A 17,038-nucleotide genomic window follows, 5' to 3' on the forward strand; every position below is an offset into this window, starting at 1 on the left:
TCCGCAACACCTCGATTACTGTACGCACATACAGTATCGGATAAGCACCATGAACGACATCGACGAAGACACCTCTGAGTGGCTTGGCTGCCCCACGCCCCTGGAAATGTACCAACACCAGTGCGCCCTGCTCGAGGACGAGCTCATCCAAACCGAGGCGATGCTGCGAAAGGCCCGGGCCAATGTGGCCGGCTTGGTGCAGATGAATGACCTGCTCGCCACTGGCAAGGCTTCGGCGGAGGCTGCGCTAAGAAGGGCCCTTGATCAAATTGCGGCGATGAGCAATGAGCCTTCTGACAACGGAAGCTTTCGCCCCATCGATCTCATTACCAGCCAGCGAGACCACCTGCTCAGGGAAAATCAACGATTGCTGGGCGAGATTCGTCAAGCTCAATCCTCCAGCGCAAGCTAGGCTGAAATGACGGCGGGAGGGAAGATCATGTGTGGAAGGCTTTCACAGTATCGAGGAATCCACGATTTTGTCGCGGCTCTGAGCATGCCCAATGCCCTGGCTAACTCCGTGGGAGATCAGCCAATTGAGCGCTACAACGTTGCACCGACAACCGCAGTTGCGCTGCTGCACATGCAGGGGGACATGCTCCATGCGGATCCCGTTCGCTGGGGTTGGCGACCGCATTGGGCGAAAGATCGTGCAGCACCAATCAATGCACGCGTGGAGAAAGTCGCCCACGGCCCGTTCTTTCGGGCTATCTGGCCGCACCGGGCGATCACGCCAATCGATAACTGGTTTGAATGGGTGGATGAAGGCGGGGCAAAGAAGCAGCCCTACCTGATCCGCCGGCGGGATGGTGAACCTATATTCTGTGCCGCAATCGGTCAGCTACCGGATGCTGATGAAGGCCCAGGTGAGCATGACGGCTTCGTCATCATTACCGCCGACAGCGCCGGCGGCATGGTGGACATCCACGATCGGCGGCCCGTGGTGCTTACACCCGATCTAGCCCTGGAATGGTTGGACCCGACCACGCCCAAGGAGCGCGCCGAGCAGATGGTGCTGCACCAGGGCGAGCCAGCCGAGGCCTTCGAATGGTTCAAGGTCGATACGGCCGTGGGTAACGTCCGGAACAAGGGGCCCCACCTGATACAGCCTGTACCCTAAAACAGCCCACCGAGGTCAGAGGGTTTCCAATTCATGATCACAAGCTCGCCGCTGATCTCGGCTTTTCCCTGGCGCTGATTGGTGGTGCTGTAGCGGATGTCCAGCGTTTCAAAGTGAAACCCCTCAAATACCCGCCGGATATCAGGGTGGTCGTTGATACTCACCATGACCTTGCCTTTGCAGCGGCGCATGAAGTCGGCCATCCGCTCATAGTTTTCGAACGGAAAGTCCACCCCGTAGCCCGCGGTCTGCCAGTACGGCGGGTCCATATAGTGGAAAGTGTGGGGGCGGTCGTAGCGCTCAGCGCATTCAAGCCATCCCAAGTTTTCGACATAGGTTCCAGAAAGGCGCTGCCAGGCTGCGGAAAGGTTCTCTTCAATCCGCAACAGATTGATAGCCGGCCCCGTTGTGGCTGTGCCGAAAGTCTGGCCGCTGACCTTCCCGGCAAAGGCATGGTGCTGCAGGTAGAAAAATCGCGCAGCCCGCTGAATATCGGTAAGAGTTTCCGGCCGAGTCATCTTCTGCCACTCAAATACCTGCCTGGAACTGAGCGCCCATTTGAACTGGCGCACGAATTCCTCCAGGTGGTTTTGCACCACCCGATACAACGTCACCAGGTCGCCATTGATATCGTTGAGGACTTCAACTGGTGCAGCCTGGGGCCGCATGAAGTAGAGCGCCGCGCCGCCAGCGAAAACCTCAACATAGCATTCATGCGGAGGGAATAGAGGAATCAGACGGTCGGCCAGGCGGCGCTTGCCACCCATCCATGGAACGATTGGGTTTGTCATTTTTGCAATCCTTTGCAAGGTGAGTGTTCATTTTGGGTCGTGTTAATTTTGCGATCTGGAGTGTTGATCAGGGCCTAATGGTTCTGACGTACGACTGGCAAGCCCTCAACGCGATCAGTCCTTGGTCGCCGGCGTCGGTGATGGCGATAATTCGTTGAGCATGCGCTGGGTCAAGTTGGGCTCGACGGGCTGCATGAACCACGCCGACGGCGCCGGGGGTGGTAGGCACGTTGCAGTCACTGGCTGAATCCGTGGCGTCGAGAAGGACTGACAGCCGTACATCAGCAGTGGCAAGGCGATCGCGCAGAGCAGCTTGCTTGCGTTGTTCATTGGAAAGCTCCAGGGAGTGTTGTTGGTCTGCGGCGGCCGCTCTCTGTTCTGCGGCCAGGCGCTTGTCCTGCTCAGTTCTGGTCTGGGCGGCGGCGGCACTGCTGATCGCCGCCAGGTCGTCCTTGTGCAGGCCGGCCTGCTCGGAAAGCTTCTCGCCCATCCGCCAGTCCTGCACCTGCCAGGTGACGCCGGCGGCGGTCGCCATTAGCACCAGGATCAGCACCACCAAACCGGCCAGCTTCTGTACCGGCGTCATGCCAGCACCTTTTTCGCCCGCTCCCACAACTGCAAGCGATCTTCCAGGCCGTTGAGACCGCCATTAATGCGGCGGGTGATCTTCGTGAACTCCCCCTGATCCGCCAGCGTGTTCAGCCCCTTGGTGGACCAGAACCAGGCCGCAGACATCGCCGCGTGCTGGGGCAGCTCGAGCAGCTCGGGCCTGTTGATCAGGTCCAGGCCCAGGGCTTCCCCGCATGCGGCATAGTTGGCTCTCCCGGTGATCTGGATCAGTCCGCGCCCACGGTACTTCGAGCCGTCACCCTTAACGGTGTTTCCCAGATCGACACGGCCTTCGTACGTGAGTTGCTGCGCAGTGGGCCCCCAAATCTCGCGCACGTAGCGTAGTTGGCCGGATTCGTGCCCAACCTGGGCGATGAATGCAGCAGCGCGCGCGGTGCCCACGATGCCATAGCGGTTCATGGCCGTGTTCAGGGCAGGAACAAAAACGCCGGCTTGGTGGCCGGCGTTCGGGAGGATCTGCAGCAACTGCTGCTCAGTGATCGGCATGCTTTTCTCCAGACGAAAAAAAACCGCTCTAGGCGGTGTCGGTGTTTTTTTGGATCAAGCCGATGTCGGTGGTCCGAGACGATTTATAGTATCCCTGGCATTGGCTCGCGCCTGCTTAATGTCGTCGGGTATCGGCGTGCCATCTTCAAGTAAGGCGAAGGCATGCCAATTGGTTTCGTTCAGGTATGCGCGCGCCTGGTCCAGGCTGATTTGATCAGATTCGTCCTGCGCGGTTTTGATCGGCTCAAGCTTGCTCAAGTCCACCATTTTCTGATACCTCAAATATTTCCGGATGTTGTACAGGTCGGGGGGTTGCCGGCGACGTGTCGGGAAACTTCACAGGCCCACTGCGAGCATCAATTACAATAGGCTCTGCTGGGTTTCGAAACTCCTCCGGGCTATCCCAAGCCACTGGAAGACGTAAAGTTAGGTGAAGTGTTTTTCCTATCCGCTCAACGTAGTCAGACTCGACAAAAAACCTATTGCCGACCGCGCTACCCGGAAGCCGAAAACCCGACGGAATACCGGATAGATCAATGGCCTCCCCATTGATAGTGATGATGTCACCACTAATCGAGGCATCTAAATGCCCGTCCATTAAGCAGGCCCACAGCTTAATTTTCATTATTTCCACCTACCAAAAAGGGCTATGTTCCCCGAAAAAGATTGAGCTGAGGTGCCGTTGGCACAAAACAGGTACGCAGTCGTCCCAGGGGCCTGGGTGTTCCGTATGGCAAAATCATTGCCAACTGATGGGTAAAGGGTGCCAACCAATGTTACGAACCCGACGGGAAAACTGACGGGAATTGAAACGCTAACTACAAATTGAGTGTTAGCCGCAATAATTGCAGTTGTGGGCACCGGCCCTTGAACAATCATTTGACCGTTTGCATACTTGAATACGGTGAATCCACTAACCGCAGTCATGGACATGAGTCCGCCGGCAGTTTGCGGATCAAGAACTGATGATGTGGCTCCGTAAACCTGATCCCAGGCACTCCAGGTTCCGGTTGACTGGAAGCGCTCAAAGTACGCATTTGTGTTGAAACTCTTGAATACCTGGCGGCAATAACCAGCTGAGGGGTGCGTGAGGACAATCATGTAACCCAAGTTTGTAGGGGTATTTGCGTTTCCTCCGTTTGAGAATATATATACCCCGGACGTTATTAATGAATTTGCATCTACGCTTGATGGCTGAACCAGCCCGCCACCGCCGTTAAATCCAGCATGTCCGACCGCTAGCAAGCGACCCGATGTAGCGTCAGATGAACTTATGGCGACATTAGCTGATATAGCCGTCCCTACCGCTGTTCTTCCGGTTCCACCCTTTGTCTCTGGCAGGATGTCATAGTTACCCGTCGTGCCCAGCGCAGCCAGCTTAGCCCCAAATTGGTTATTCAGGTTGTTGAAGGCATCCGACAGCATCTTGTCGTAGCCCTGCACGGGCATAATAGCGTAGGCCGCACCGCTTACGGTCGGTCCTTTGTAAGCAGGCAGAATAGAGATAACAGTGGAGCTTGCGACGTTGGCCAGCTCGTATGTCGCACCATCAGGACCAACGAACGAATCCCCAATCCTGCTGCTGGCTGCGAAATCTACGTTCGTGCCTATGACTGTGCTGCTGCCGTTCTGTACGGCGACTGTTCCGGCTCTTTGCCAAACCATAGTTTTCTCCAGGCAATAAAAAACCGCTCTAGGCGGCATAGGTGGTTGGCATTAATTCAGCTTATTGGCTTTGCAAATACAACTGGTATGAAGAAAGACGTGGAGTTGGCTACCCCGACCACCCACATCAATAATCTGTTTGATCCATAGTCCCAAGTGCAATACAGTTTTGCGGCGCGCGTGCTTGCTCCGGCTACGTCCATGCCTATGTTATTGATGAGCATGAAGTCACCCGTATCTAAAGGACTAGTTGCCGTCCAATTGCTACGCGTGGTCCCCTGGCCGGTAGAGCTAGAGCCGAGATAGGTCCACGCTGAAATAGTCCGAGTGAACTGGGCGCAGGGGGTGCCACTGTCAAAAAGCAACTTTGTCGATCCGTCCCATATCCTGATCCCATAAGTTGCGGTAGGGGTTGAGCTATAGGCAGCAACAAAAAAGTTTCCCGCTCCTCCACCAAGAAACGAAAACCCAGTCCAGTTTCCCGGGCTTCCGGCGATCGTGGCGTAGCTGAACGTAGTGGTGGCGTCCGGCCTTACGAATACCAGTGGCGGCTCCGCGCTGGTTATAGGTGCGCTAAATGACGCGCCCCCTTGGTACCTCCCCCGCTGCAAAACCACTAACCGCGAGAACTCGGAATCAAGTGTCACTACATCATTGTTATTAGTGAACTGTACGCCATAGCTCATCTATCGATACCTCATAACTAAAAGTCTTTGAGGACCAATCCCAACTGTTCCACTCGGCTGCGCACGGTTTCCGAACCAAACAATGACGCCCCCATCGTAAACCTGTGGCTCATATTGAATGGCAGATAGGTTTTGCGCATTTGGATCTTGAGGGTAGGCCCCGATTGGAATGCATACAACTGAGTGCGTTGCGGGAGAAACTCCAGCAATTGGAATTGTTTGAGACCGATTCCCGCCGGTAACGAAAGCCACAACAGCCGAATACACCACCCTCACAGTAAACGAGGTCTCATCCAGTTCAAGGGCACCAGTGGGGCCCCAGATTCTTATCCCGAAACTCATGCGGACAGATCTCCCCACTGGTAGCGTTTCACGCCGTTTTCATCGAAGACTTTGCCGCCTCTGTTATTGATCACCTGGCGCGCCTGCCCACCGAATGCGCCGTTGATTTCAAAGGTACCATCGAAGAACAACTTCCAGCCGCTGGTGCCTTCCACGTAGTTATTCGACTCGATGTAGTTGCCGATCTTGGCGTTGGTGATCGTGCCGTCCTGGATGAAAGCGGACCGGATGAAGGTCTGTCCACCAGACACCGAGAACGGAGACACCGGTGTGCCATTGGTCAGGTTCAAAAGCATGAACGTGTCAGCCCTGACGACGAACTGCGAAGAAACACCGGACGGGTCAACCTGCAGGCCCAGGCCGAACGATGCGGCATACTTCTGGCCGCCAGCCGTGGTCTCCATCTTCACCGACCAGATTGTCGACAGCTTGTTGTTGGTGTCGGCAAGGGCTGACGTTGTCTGCTGAATCACTGCTTTGTTGTCCGCCACCTCCGCGCTGACCTGAGCTATTTGCTGTGCCGAGGCCTGCTTGTTGTTGGCTACCGTGCTTTCCAGCAAGGTGACGTTCGCAGCGTTCTGGTTGACCTTGGCGTCAAGGATCGTGGTTCGCTCGGCGCTGGCCTCCGTTTCTGACGCCCTGACCTTGCTCTCCTGAACGATCGCGGCCGTGCTGGCCCAACCTTTCAGCGCGTCAGCCTTCGCTCCGTTCCCGCTGTCATCACGCGCCGCAGCCCGCAGGACGTTGGTGGTGCTGGCCTGGGCGGTGACCACGCCGTCGAACTTGGTAATGTCGGCGGTGTTGGTGGAGACCTGCTGTGCCAAGCCATTGGCCGTCTCAATCGATTGACCTACATCCAGCCAATAGGTGGTGTTCGGTGGAGGGTTGTTGACCGGCACCTCTACTTTCGCCTGGTAGATTCGATCCCCTGCCACCACCATCTGCCCTTTCAGGTAGACCTGACCCGAAACGTATGCACCGAGCCCGTCCAGTGCGTCGATCTGGGCTTGCAAGTCCGGGATCTTCTCGATGTCGCTGAGCAGGTCCTGGCCAAGCTCGGTTTTGCTGATCTTGCCGGCAAGCATCCCAAGGATCGGACCAGCATCCGAGCTGGCCTGGCCCACCACACCGTCTACCACCGGATAGAACGGCCCGACGTTGCCGGTCCGGTCCACCAGGCGCGCCCAGAAGAACAAGGTTGCGCCCGCCAGAAGCGACTGCATCCGGTAATCGGCCTGCGGGTAAGCCAGGTCGGCCAGCTTGGTCGCCGCTCCCAGGTCGTTCGCGGGGCCATACCACAGCTCGGTGCGCTGGGTATCCTCGGCGCCAGCAGGGAAGCCCCACTTTATGCCGATGCCGAACAGTTCGCTGGTGGTGGTCAGGAACGAAACCGCAGGCGGCAGGCCGACCTTCCCTTCCATGTTGGTTAGGCTGGAGCTTTTCCAGATCGAAGAGATCTCGAAGGCGCTCACCGAGCGGACCCGGGCCACGTAGGCGCCCGAATAGATGCCGGTGACGTCGACACTGGTCGAACCCGTGCGCTGCACCTTGATCCAGTTTCCGCTGTCCTTGCGCCACTCCACGTCATAGGCAACCGCGCCAGCAACAGCTGGCCACGAAATGTTCATGGTGCTGATCGCAATACCCTGATTTACGGCGTAGCTGGATGTGAGCGTGACGCTTGCCGGCGCGGGAACTACGGTAATCGGCACAACGCTGATTGGACGCTCTTCCAGCCGGGCACCGGAGTCGATGTGATCGAACTTGCTTGGGTCGTACTGCACGGCCGAGATCTCGAACACGCCTGGCTCCGGCCGGGCCACGCTTACCACCCTGTACAACGGGATTGCCAGATCGTCGGCATCCAGCGCCCACACCAGTTCGGGTTCGGGCGCAACGGAGTAGGCAACGGTAACGGTGACCTGTCGGCCGCTGACCAACTGTACGGTGCGCCCCTCGCACTTGCCGTCTGGCAGGTTGAGGATCAGCCTGTCACCGGGCTTGGCCTGGGTATCACGGTCCAGTTTGATGACCTTGCCGTTCACCGCCGAGATACGCCCGCCAACCGGCCGACCGGCCAAAAGTTCGTCGGCGATAGGGATCACGTAGCCAGGCAGCGGGATACGCCCATCGAGGCCGACCTTGAAGGTAACGGCCCGGTCCTTGGAGTTGGTGAGCAACGCCCACTTACCGCGGCGCTGCGCCTCCGACTCGCGGGTGCAACCAATCGCGCTGATCTCCAGCGGGTTATCGCCGTAGCGCCGCTGCAACTTGGCATCGGTCACGGCGGTGACGTCGGTATCGTAGTTGTTGAGCGGGTTGTCGTAGCTGATCAGTGCCCTGGTGTAGCGCGTGCGCTCCGATGCGCTTGAGTAGGTGAACTTGCCGTCGATGACGTTCGCCCGGGTATAGGCGAAGTCGAAGTCAGTAGCCCGTGGCATGTCCGCCAGAGTGAAGACCTGGCCTTGGGCCCAGTAGGTCATGCCGCGGTAAATCGCCGAAATGTCGCGCAGCAGCGACCAAGCGTCAGCCTTGCTCTGCAGGTTCAGGTTGCAGATGAAACGAGGCTCCTCGCCGCCCTTCCCGTCCGGCACCAGTTGGTCGCAGTACTGGGAAATTCGGTAGAGCTCCCACTTGTCCACCATCCACGGCTTGATGCGACGGCCCAGGCCGAAACGGTCGTTGGTAGTGATACCAAGCGTCGCCCATGTCGGATTGTTGGTGTAGGCCTCCTTGAAGGTACCGTCCCACACGCCGCTGTATGTCCGCGATGCCGGGTCATAGTTGCTCGGAACCGACCATTTTCGAGCCTTGCAGCCCACGGTCACGGCCGGGATGCTTCGGAACTGTTCTGCCGAGAACTCAATGAAAAGCAGCGCGGTGTTCGGGTAACGAATCTTCGCGTCGATTACCTCGGTGAAGCCGGCAATCTGCATGGTGTCGGAGATTTTGTTGTTGTTCTGGTTCGCGGTCAGGCGAGTGATCCGCATCAGCCAACCAGAACTCGCCCTTGGCAAATCGATGCGGCGCGTGCGCTCGTAGACGCTTGTAGTCTTTCCGGACACGGCCTCATTCAGGACTTCCTGGTAGGCACCGCCGTCAGTTGCCAGCTCGACCTTGTAGCCAATCGTGTACCCGTTGATGTTCCCGCCCGAGTCGACGGATTGAAGTGCCGGCCAGGCAAAGCGCACGCGCACAGCAGAAAGCTGAGTATTGGTGATGGCTCGAATCCAGGGCGTGCCACTGCGCAACTCCGTACCGATCGTTGTTTCGTTAGCGATCGACGGGATGCCTTGGATATAGGTTTGGTCTACCGCCCCGGTGCGCCACTCCCATTTAACGTTCGGGAAGTTCATGTTGCCTTGGGGGTCTTGAAGCGGGGTGTTGTCGAGGAAGATATCGCGCGCGGTAGGTGTGCCTTCGAACTCTCCCTCGCCCACGGCGATCAGCATCTTTGCCATGGCGACAGAGCGCAGGCTATCCGGCGCTTCAGTAGGTGTTTTGGGCTTATCCGATCCGCCCTTGGCGCCATAAACGTCGATTTTGTGTGCTGCGCCCATGCTTTTCTCCAGGCAATAAAAAGCCGCCTCATGGGCGGCTGCGGTGCTGCAAGTGATAGTTACATGCGATCTTCTGCGTAGATCTCAGCGCTGATAATCGCGCCGCCCCACCGGCGCTCGCCGATGCAGAGCGGTACCGGGTTACCGGATGCCGTGGTGTTCTTGGCGCTACCGAAGGCGTAGCCGGGGGTATTTTCCGGAGCGGCGCTGGTCTTGAGGCCGCCGGCCTGGGGGCTGAGCATTTGGATCACTCCGCCGGCGACAAGGCCAATACCAGCGCCGATGAGAGGAGTACCGAAAGGCGTTGCCGAGAAAATCACACCCACGACAATCAAAATCGCTCCGACAATGGTTTGAAGAACACCTCCGCGCTTGCTACCAACCACGACGGGGGCGATACGGATATCACCGGTCCCGTTATAGCTCAGCTCTTTTTCGCCGATGTTGCGCTTATCGCGGAAGACTGCGAACTCAAGCCCCCGCGATTTAGCATTCGAAAGAAAACGCTCAAACCCGGGGATCTGCACGCAAAGGGCCTTGATAGCTTCCGCCGGAGACTTAACTGCAAGTCGGAACGACTTCCCGAATTGCCGGAGTTGCCCGTGTAGCCGAATAGTCGTCATGGGTTGGTAGTTGATTGCAGGGGCTTGCATTGCTTTCTCCGGGCGTAAAAAAACCGCCAGAAGGCGGTTTGGATGGTTTGGTTTCAGTTGTACTCGACGTATGGTCCGATGTAGAAGCCCGACATATCCCCGCTGATCCTGTAGAGGCTTTCCTTGCCGGGCTGCACCGTCGCCGCAATGGTCCGGATTGCAGCGCCTGCACACAAACCAGAGCCAGCCAGACCAGTGCCGAGATTGGGGGAGCCTGGCGGAAGGTAGAATGTAGCCCGCTGGCCGGTGCCGATTTTTGCAGCCCTTCGTCCGTCGACATAAACAACGATGTCGCACCCCGAGCCGACCGCGCCGGAGTCGCGCACCACCGTAATTTTTCCGCTCTCACCTGACGGCTTGGACTGAAATGCATATAGCTCATCCGCAGGCACCGGCTTCGCATCACGTACTGAAATCGCCGTGGATGCACAACCCGCCAGCACCATCACCGCTACCGCAGCTATCAAAATCCGCATGTCGTTCCCTCTTTGATTTCTCAGGATTTTATCACCTAAAAAGGGGCAAAAACGAAAGCCTCGCATATGCGTGGCTCTTAGGGTTCAGAGGAGGTTAATCGGCCTCCAGATAAACCACAGTTTTATCTAGCCTCGCAAATAGGGCGTATTGGAATGCAGTCCTATTGCAATGATTGCCCACCAGATGAACGTCAAACCCTCGCTAAACCTTTTAGAGAGCCAACTCAATTGCTAAGCCACTTGTGTAGCGAACCTACCCACCGCATCAACCACTCGCTTGGCGCCATCTTGAATTTCAACAATAACCTGGCCTGCCTGAGTGGCAAGTTCAAGCCCTTGCTCGGCTTGAGATCTGCTATTTGCCATCTCTGCGACGGTTTCATCTACCAGTTTCTGGTTTTGCAGCACAACTGAAGCGATTTCTTCGGTAGCTGTGCTGGTTCTTCCAGCTAGCTGTCGGACCTCATCAGCCACAACGGCAAAGCCTCGACCTTGCTCGCCTGCGCGAGCAGCTTCAATCGCTGCGTTTAAAGCCAAAAGGTTGGTTTGCTGGGCGATACTACTGATTGTCTGAATAATGGAGCTGATCAACAGTGACTGCTTGCCCAGCGCTTCTACTCCCCCGGAGGCCGCCTGCATGTCAACGGCAATTTTGCGCATTGTATGCATAGTATCGTTGACTACGACTGCTCCTCGCTGTGCGCTGACATCAGTTTGCTGAGATATTTCAAATGCTGTTTGAGCTGCCCCGCTGACTTCTTGCTCGCGGGCCACCTGATCGGATACTACCGTCGCGAACTTAACCACTTTGCAAAGTTTCCCTTCGGTGTCGTAAACCGGGTTATAGGTTGCCTCCAACCATACCGTTTGGCCGCGGCTGTCTATACGTTCGAATCGGCCAGCAACGAACTCACCCCTGTTCAAAGTTGACCAGAAATCCTTGTACTCTTGGGAAGAAACTTGTTCTGGTTTACAGAAAATACGGTGGTGGCTCCCTTTCGCTTGTCCCAAGCTATAACCCATGGCTTGTAAAAATTGATCGTTTGCCATTAGTACATGCCCAGAGAGATCGAACTCGATTACCGCCGTAGAACGTAATAACGCCTCAATAAATGAAGCATTTTCTGAGGCTTTTTCAACTCGTGACGTAATATTTGTCGCATAACAAGTGACATGACTCAATTGGCCGCTCGCATCCATGATCGGTTGCCAATGAGCATGAATCCACACCAATGAACCATCAGCATGAATGTACCTGTAATCGTCAGTTATAGACTTGCCTGCAGCAACTGCTGCTCGGAAGTTATGAAAGCACGGCAACTGGGAGACGTACTGTGGAACAATCTCTGCCATGGCACGACCTAGAAGTCGATCCGGAGCGTACCCCAACGCCGTTCCAAAGTTTTCGTTGCATCCCGTAATTTTAAACGTCGAGTCAATACTCAACGTCAACATTTCACGGTTCAGGCCATCGCGTAGCTGGCGTAGCTCAAACAATTCGCTGTCTTGTGATTGAAGCTGCTTTTTAAGCTTAGCGTTGAACATAGGAAATCGCCTCTTAGGTCATAGCAATCCTATCGGCATCTCCTTGCGCAAATTGAGGGCATCCGAGGAAAAACAGTTTTGCTACGCAAAGCGTAGTTAAACAAAGACGTTGCGACACTCTGAAGTTGAAGAGCTCGATCTCACTGTGCCTATATGGAAACTTTATGGCTCTGAGCACCTTTGTGCCTGAGGATCAGGCGTGTTCGGTCATTCCAAGGGCCGCCGTAGACGATTATCTCGGACGGCCTGCCGTACAGGTGGTGCAGCAGGAACGGGCCGGGGCCGAAGGTGCTCGACTCTTCGTCGGCTAGCGCAGGATCAGTCCCCAAGTAGATCCCGGCGTGGTTCGGGTGCACTGTGCGCCCTACGTGCATGACGATCAGATCGCCGCGTTCTGGCCGGTCGACGCGCACGAATCCGGCCGCCTCGTAGTGCTTCTCGTACAAGCTTGCGTTTTTCGCGCTCTCCCACCAACCGTCGGTGCGCTGGAAGGTTTCGAATTCAAGGCCCCACTCGCGGGCATACCAGTCAGCGCAGACCTGCCAGCAGTCCCAGGCGCCATGCACGAACGGGCGCTTGAGCAGCGGCGTGCTGCCCGTTGGTGTGATCGTGCGCATGTCGCCCTCCGGCCAAGACAGGATGTGCCAGGGCAAGGCCGTGGCCTCGCACATGGCCAAGTCATGCGGTGAAGGCCTGCTGGTGGCGTCCGGGTGCGAGTGAACGATGCCGATCACCTCGCCAAGGTCTTCCGCCGCAGCGTAGTCCTCTGGGTCCAGCCGGAACTCTTCGTTGGGCTCCGTGGCGATGTTCCGGCACGGGTAGTACTTCTGCGCCCGGCCAACGGCCAGCAGCAGGCCGCAGCACTCGCGGGGGTATTCCGCCGCCGCGTGCGCCTGGATAGCCGCAATTATGTGCTTGCGCATGGTCAGCTCCGAGCAATGAGGGATACGGCAGGGAATCCGCCAAAGGAAAGTTCGTTGTTCTCACCGAAGCGCAACTTGCAGGACGACAGACAGCCCTTGCATTGATCCTTGGCTGGATCGTCCGTAGGGTTGTCCTCGTCGTCGAACATGGCCGCGCCGGTGTATCCACAATCAGGGCCTCTATATCCCCCTGTCATGCTCCAATGGCACAGCGTCGTCATCTGTCGGCCGGGAAGTCCGTGGTTGTCGATCTCGCCCGGCGAAGACAGCTCCCAGACAACCGCCTCACCGTCCTCGCTGGTTTTCTGGTCGATGTACCAGATCTCCAGCGCTTCCTGAGTCGGATCAGCAGTTGGGTTGCCCTCTGGGAAGTTCGCTGCATCCAGGTACTGGGCCAGGGTTTCGCGAACCGTCAACTTGAACTTGAGCATGTCCTCGAAGGCCAGACACAGCGCCGTGACGCGCCCGTTGACGTTGCCGGCAGCGAAAGTCGGCCGAGAGGCGGTGCCGTCACTGCTCGAGGAAATACCCTCAATCTGCACCGGCCACGCCGCGTACTCCTCACCTTGCCAGATTATCGACTTGGCCGGCAGGTCCTCTTCCGAGCCCTCATAGGCCAGCAATTCCTCAGGCGTGTGCGGAATGGCGTGCCCATGGAAGCGCAGGTAATCCGCGCCATATTCGGTCCCATCAATTTCGAACAGGCGAATCTCGCCGCCGGGCTCCAGTTTCTGGATGTCCGTGATCAGTGCCATGGGCGGTTATCTCAGGGATGAAAGGTTTGCTGGAAGGTGGCGGTGATGGCGTAGACCTGGCCGCCGCGGTGCACGGGCTTGTAGCCGTTGCACTTGTAAAGGCCAAGCTCACCCAGGGGCGGCTCCCAGAGGAAGCCCTTCGCCCCTTTGTGTCGATCTAGGAACGCCATGATGTCCTTGATGCGCCCCTTCAAGCCCGTAAAGGTCACGGGCCAGGATTGCGACCGGTTGTTGAGGCCATCCTCTACCGACTGCTCGTATCCATCGCCTAACTGCTTGGAGCGAACGCGCTGGGTGATATCCCCCTCTGCGCCCTTCTCCGTAGCCCAGGTGAATCGTTCGATTGCCATCAGCGCCCCTTGATTGCTTTGTTAATGACGCCGCCTTGGCGCATGTCCTTCGAGCGTAACTCTTGATACTTCTGCTCTACGAAGGTCGCCAGTTCTTTGCCGAACAGATCGTAGCCAGGCGCATCAGCAGTGGATGACGCGTTGCCGTCACCATCGATATGCACCTCGACGTTGATCTGAGTAGCACCCGCCCCGCCGCCGCCCATGGCCATAACTCCAAGCTTCCCGCTGGACGTACGGGTCAGCGGCATGATCGCCTCCTCCCCCGCCTCGCCCATGACTCCAGTCTTGCCACCAGCCATACCGAATGCCGTTGGCTTGCTGACGATGGAGTTTGTGAAGGCGCCGCCATCGGCGAACATCTGCACACCGCCTGACCATGCGCCGCCCAGAGCTTGAGGGAAGTACGAGCCCGAATAGCCGGCCGCTGACGCGCCAAGATTTGACGATGCCGCACCTGCAGACCCGGCGGCCAATCCGTTGCCACCGGCAGCGCTGCCGCCGAAGTAACTCGCGGTTGCACCCACCAAACTGCTCAGCAGTGCCGAACTGGCCTGACGGGTGGCAATGCGAGCCATGTCGGCCAGGATCGACTTGGTGAAGTCAGCAAACGAAAACTTCCCGCTGATGGCAAAGTTCGCTACTGCATCTTCCATAGAGCTGAAGGCGTTGCCGAACAGGGCCTTGGTCTGGCCGGCAACGTTGCGCGCCGAATCCAGGTAGTTGGCCCAGGCTGACGTCGCGCCCTTCGTCCAATCGCCCTGGGCGTTCTCCACATCCGCGTAGTTCTGCCGGATCTGGTCGGTGGCCGCTTTGTTCGCGTCTGCAAGCGCCTGCGACTTCCTGGTGAACTCTTCCTCGGACATGTTGCGGGACGGGTCGGATTTCTGGTTGGCCAACTCCAGCGACTGCTGAGCGAAACGATCTTGCTGGCTGTTCAGCTCACCGCTGAGTGCGTTCTGGCGATCGCCCTGCCCAACGCCGATAACTGCACGTTGGCCGGCAAGCTCCAGGGCGCGCTGTTGTTGCCCGAGCGCCTGCACATATGTGCTGATCGCCCGCTCCTGCTTGGCGAGTCGCCCGGTCTCGTTGGTCGCCAATACCTCGAGCTGGCTATCCGCATCCTTCTGCGCCTTGACCATCCCTGCGCGCGCGTCGGCGATCTTCTGGTCCAGCTGGATGCTTTGCGCGGCAGACGTGGTTTTCTTGCGCTTCGCTGCCTCCAGTGCGGCAATCTCAGCCTCGTACGCCGCCGTGGTTTGGTCGAGCTGATTGCCAATCAGAGCCTGGCGCCGCAGCAGATAGTCTTCCTCAGACAGCAGGCCGGCCTTCTGCGCCGCTTCCAGTTCCTTCTGGTAGTTTTTGTAGGTGTCGGTGATCGCCGCAAGTGCGTTCTTCGCGTCGTTGAAGCTGGTCAGGTCAACTTGGGTCCCGGCGGTTTTCGGGTCTTTGAACTTGTCGTTGATGTTGGCGATGTTTTTGTCGATCGTTGCCTGGGCCAGGCGCGGGTCATTCGGCGCAACCTTACGGATGTCGTCGAGTTGCTTTTTGTAGTCCTTGAGCGCATTGGCCCGCTTCTGTTCATTCGTCCATGAAGACTTGGTGAGCGCGTCGACTTTTTGCATGGACGTGACAGCGGCCTGTTGAGCTTTTGCCTGGTCGCCTTCCAACTTGGCTATTTCAGCCTGCGCCGCCTTTTGGTCCTCGAGCATATTCAGGCGGTTTTGATAGAGATCGATCATCTCCTGCTTGTTTTGGAACAAGCCAACGTCACCCGACTGCGCGCTAGCCAGATCTCGGCGGGCCTGTTCAATATCAGCACCAATGTCTGGGCGCCCGATATTCTTGAGGTTGTCCGCAGCGCGTGCAACCGCGTTGTAGCCTTTCTCCCAGAAACTCAGGTTCTCCAGAATCTTCGGCGTGCGCTCGTTGATCGCATCGGCATATTGCTCAGTCGCCAGCTTTACGGCGCCGGCGTGGTCACCCTGCTCTTCCAACGCGGCAATCTGCGAGTAAACCGAAGCGGTGAGGTAGTGGTACTGCTCGTTCAGCGCAGCAGATGCCTTTACCGGGTCATCGGCGAGCTTGACGAACTCAGCAACAGTCTCGCTGACCGCCTTGCCGGTGGCATCCTGCATCGACACGGCGGCCTGGGTGATCCCAGTGAAGCTCTCGCCGGCGATCTTGCCGTTGTCTGCCAGCAGCGCCAAGACTGCGGCCGCCTGGCCGGTGGTGCCCACGGTAGCGCTGACCTGCCGAGCCATGTCGCCCAACTGCCCGGCACTCACGCCGGCGTAGTTGCCAGTAAGGATCAGTGATTTGTTATAGCGGTTCTGCTCTTCGCTGCCCTTGTAGTAGGCAACGGCGAGGCCACCGACGGCTGCAGTGGCCAGGGCCAGCGGGGCCAGGATAGCGAGCAGTCCAGCCGCACCAGCGCCAGCACCGGCGCCCAACTGAGCCACGGCACGAACGCCGCTACCCCAATCCCCCGACGACAGCGCGTTGCCCAGCTGCACAACGTTTTCCTGCGCCTGGCGGGTGCCGAGGCGCAGCTTGTCGAAACCGGTGGCCGTCTTTTCGAGCTTGGCGTAATCCTTGTCGATCTTGCCCAGGGCGCTGTTGTACTGCTCTTGGCTGATTCGCCCTTCGTCGAGGTGCTTGCCCAGTTGCTCGACCTGAGTATCCAGCTTCGCCAGCGCAGCGCGGGCCGGGTCGATGGCACCCAACAGGCTATTCAGGGCCTTTTGCTCGTCCATGGCCGACTTGGCCAGGGCGATCTGCTGCTTGTCCAACTGAGCGGAGATCTTCGCCGCCTCTGCCTCGCCATAGGCGCCGGTCTTGGTCAGCTTGGCGAGGGCGTCACGCTGCTTTGCCAGGTCCTGGGTGGTTTTTGCGCTAGTGGACAGCGACTTTTCCAGGGCCTGCATTTCGTTCATTAGCGAAACGGCGGACTGCTCGGCCCGGCCGCCGGCCTTCGCCATCTCATCCAGGCTTGTTTTCGCCTGGATTGCATCGGCCGAGTCGATCTTGACGCCGAGTTCTGCAATGTTCATCGA

At 57.8% G+C, this 17,038-nt stretch carries 16 protein-coding genes and 1 pseudogene; 2 read left to right on the top strand and 15 right to left on the bottom strand.

Annotated features, from left to right (window positions below; genetic code table 11):
* Positions 1-49: 49 nt before the first annotated feature.
* The gene (locus tag PF1751_RS17965) at positions 50-412 is read left to right on the top strand and encodes a hypothetical protein (RefSeq protein ID WP_044287462.1); all 363 of its coding nucleotides are present in this window, start codon (positions 50-52) and stop codon (positions 410-412) included.
* 27 nt (positions 413-439) lie between these two features.
* Positions 440-1,120 carry an SOS response-associated peptidase family protein gene (locus PF1751_RS17970; protein ID WP_044288141.1) on the top strand — a complete coding sequence of 227 codons (681 nt, stop codon included), beginning with the start codon at positions 440-442 and terminating at the stop codon, positions 1,118-1,120.
* Here the strand turns inward: PF1751_RS17970 and PF1751_RS17975 are convergent.
* From PF1751_RS17975 to PF1751_RS18040, 15 genes and pseudogenes are all read right to left on the bottom strand, one after another.
* Positions 1,117-1,911, bottom strand: coding sequence for a DNA adenine methylase (locus PF1751_RS17975; protein WP_021491117.1), 795 nt, complete (start codon positions 1,909-1,911; stop codon positions 1,117-1,119). The genes PF1751_RS17970 and PF1751_RS17975 overlap by 4 nt on opposite strands.
* 67 nt (positions 1,912-1,978) lie before the next feature.
* On the bottom strand, positions 1,979-2,497 hold the full coding sequence (locus PF1751_RS17980) for a lysis system spanin subunit (protein WP_021491118.1): 519 nt from the start codon (positions 2,495-2,497) through the stop codon (positions 1,979-1,981).
* Positions 2,494-3,027 carry a glycoside hydrolase family 19 protein gene (locus PF1751_RS17985; RefSeq protein WP_044287463.1) on the bottom strand — a complete coding sequence of 178 codons (534 nt, stop codon included), beginning with the start codon at positions 3,025-3,027 and terminating at the stop codon, positions 2,494-2,496. The genes PF1751_RS17980 and PF1751_RS17985 overlap by 4 nt, the downstream gene beginning before the upstream one ends.
* A 54-nt stretch (positions 3,028-3,081) precedes the next feature.
* Positions 3,082-3,285: a hypothetical protein gene (locus tag PF1751_RS17990; protein ID WP_139136436.1), complete on the bottom strand. Its 204-nt coding sequence runs from the start codon at positions 3,283-3,285 to the stop codon at positions 3,082-3,084.
* Positions 3,272-3,652 (bottom strand): hypothetical protein, encoded by a 381-nt coding sequence (locus PF1751_RS28940; protein WP_144407265.1) that lies wholly within the window; start codon positions 3,650-3,652, stop codon positions 3,272-3,274. The genes PF1751_RS17990 and PF1751_RS28940 overlap by 14 nt, the downstream gene beginning before the upstream one ends.
* Complete coding sequence (locus PF1751_RS29530; RefSeq protein WP_052806514.1) at positions 3,652-4,692, bottom strand: pyocin knob domain-containing protein; 1,041 nt, start codon at positions 4,690-4,692, stop codon at positions 3,652-3,654. The genes PF1751_RS28940 and PF1751_RS29530 overlap by 1 nt, the downstream gene beginning before the upstream one ends.
* A 1,024-nt stretch (positions 4,693-5,716) precedes the next feature.
* Positions 5,717-9,280, bottom strand: a complete 3,564-nt coding sequence (locus PF1751_RS18005) for a TipJ family phage tail tip protein (RefSeq protein WP_044287466.1) — start codon at positions 9,278-9,280, stop codon at positions 5,717-5,719.
* A gap of 59 nt (positions 9,281-9,339) precedes the next feature.
* The gene (locus tag PF1751_RS18010) at positions 9,340-9,933 is read right to left on the bottom strand and encodes a tail assembly protein (protein ID WP_044287467.1); all 594 of its coding nucleotides are present in this window, start codon (positions 9,931-9,933) and stop codon (positions 9,340-9,342) included.
* A 53-nt stretch (positions 9,934-9,986) separates the two neighbouring features.
* Positions 9,987-10,409: a hypothetical protein gene (locus tag PF1751_RS18015; protein WP_044287468.1), complete on the bottom strand. Its 423-nt coding sequence runs from the start codon at positions 10,407-10,409 to the stop codon at positions 9,987-9,989.
* A 231-nt stretch (positions 10,410-10,640) separates the two neighbouring features.
* The gene (locus PF1751_RS29920) at positions 10,641-11,078 is read right to left on the bottom strand and encodes a methyl-accepting chemotaxis protein (protein WP_420820069.1); all 438 of its coding nucleotides are present in this window, start codon (positions 11,076-11,078) and stop codon (positions 10,641-10,643) included.
* A gap of 99 nt (positions 11,079-11,177) precedes the next feature.
* Positions 11,178-11,954: pseudogene (locus tag PF1751_RS29925) on the bottom strand (PAS domain-containing protein); the annotation flags it as partial.
* 149 nt (positions 11,955-12,103) lie between these two features.
* On the bottom strand, positions 12,104-12,877 hold the full coding sequence (locus PF1751_RS18025; RefSeq protein WP_044287470.1) for a C40 family peptidase: 774 nt from the start codon (positions 12,875-12,877) through the stop codon (positions 12,104-12,106).
* 2 nt (positions 12,878-12,879) lie between these two features.
* Complete coding sequence (locus PF1751_RS18030; RefSeq protein ID WP_044287471.1) at positions 12,880-13,632, bottom strand: phage minor tail protein L; 753 nt, start codon at positions 13,630-13,632, stop codon at positions 12,880-12,882.
* Between the two features lie 11 nt (positions 13,633-13,643).
* Positions 13,644-13,982 carry a phage tail protein gene (locus PF1751_RS18035; protein WP_044287472.1) on the bottom strand — a complete coding sequence of 113 codons (339 nt, stop codon included), beginning with the start codon at positions 13,980-13,982 and terminating at the stop codon, positions 13,644-13,646.
* The gene (locus PF1751_RS18040) at positions 13,982-17,035 is read right to left on the bottom strand and encodes a phage tail tape measure protein (protein ID WP_044287473.1); all 3,054 of its coding nucleotides are present in this window, start codon (positions 17,033-17,035) and stop codon (positions 13,982-13,984) included. Before PF1751_RS18040 ends, PF1751_RS18035 begins: the two co-directional genes overlap by 1 nt.
* Positions 17,036-17,038: the final 3 nt, after the last annotated feature.

The organism is Pseudomonas simiae (genome assembly GCF_000934565.1).
Taxonomy (GTDB): domain Bacteria; phylum Pseudomonadota; class Gammaproteobacteria; order Pseudomonadales; family Pseudomonadaceae; genus Aquipseudomonas; species Aquipseudomonas simiae.

What these genes read in the sequence shown, in the direction of transcription:
- PF1751_RS17965 (WP_044287462.1), top strand. Translation starts at nt 50, where the DNA reads ATGAACGACATCGACGAAGACACCTCTGAGTGGCTTGGCTGCCCCACG.
- PF1751_RS17970 (WP_044288141.1), top strand. Translation starts at nt 440, where the DNA reads ATGTGTGGAAGGCTTTCACAGTATCGAGGAATCCACGATTTTGTCGCG.
- PF1751_RS17975 (WP_021491117.1), bottom strand. Translation starts at nt 1,911, where the DNA reads ATGACAAACCCAATCGTTCCATGGATGGGTGGCAAGCGCCGCCTGGCC.
- PF1751_RS17980 (WP_021491118.1), bottom strand. Translation starts at nt 2,497, where the DNA reads ATGACGCCGGTACAGAAGCTGGCCGGTTTGGTGGTGCTGATCCTGGTG.
- PF1751_RS17985 (WP_044287463.1), bottom strand. Translation starts at nt 3,027, where the DNA reads ATGCCGATCACTGAGCAGCAGTTGCTGCAGATCCTCCCGAACGCCGGC.
- PF1751_RS28940 (WP_144407265.1), bottom strand. Translation starts at nt 3,652, where the DNA reads ATGAAAATTAAGCTGTGGGCCTGCTTAATGGACGGGCATTTAGATGCC.
- PF1751_RS29530 (WP_052806514.1), bottom strand. Translation starts at nt 4,692, where the DNA reads ATGGTTTGGCAAAGAGCCGGAACAGTCGCCGTACAGAACGGCAGCAGC.
- PF1751_RS18005 (WP_044287466.1), bottom strand. Translation starts at nt 9,280, where the DNA reads ATGGGCGCAGCACACAAAATCGACGTTTATGGCGCCAAGGGCGGATCG.
- PF1751_RS18010 (WP_044287467.1), bottom strand. Translation starts at nt 9,933, where the DNA reads ATGCAAGCCCCTGCAATCAACTACCAACCCATGACGACTATTCGGCTA.
- PF1751_RS18015 (WP_044287468.1), bottom strand. Translation starts at nt 10,409, where the DNA reads ATGCGGATTTTGATAGCTGCGGTAGCGGTGATGGTGCTGGCGGGTTGT.
- PF1751_RS29920 (WP_420820069.1), bottom strand. Translation starts at nt 11,078, where the DNA reads ATGCATACAATGCGCAAAATTGCCGTTGACATGCAGGCGGCCTCCGGG.
- PF1751_RS18025 (WP_044287470.1), bottom strand. Translation starts at nt 12,877, where the DNA reads ATGCGCAAGCACATAATTGCGGCTATCCAGGCGCACGCGGCGGCGGAA.
- PF1751_RS18030 (WP_044287471.1), bottom strand. Translation starts at nt 13,632, where the DNA reads ATGGCACTGATCACGGACATCCAGAAACTGGAGCCCGGCGGCGAGATT.
- PF1751_RS18035 (WP_044287472.1), bottom strand. Translation starts at nt 13,982, where the DNA reads ATGGCAATCGAACGATTCACCTGGGCTACGGAGAAGGGCGCAGAGGGG.
- PF1751_RS18040 (WP_044287473.1), bottom strand. Translation starts at nt 17,035, where the DNA reads ATGAACATTGCAGAACTCGGCGTCAAGATCGACTCGGCCGATGCAATC.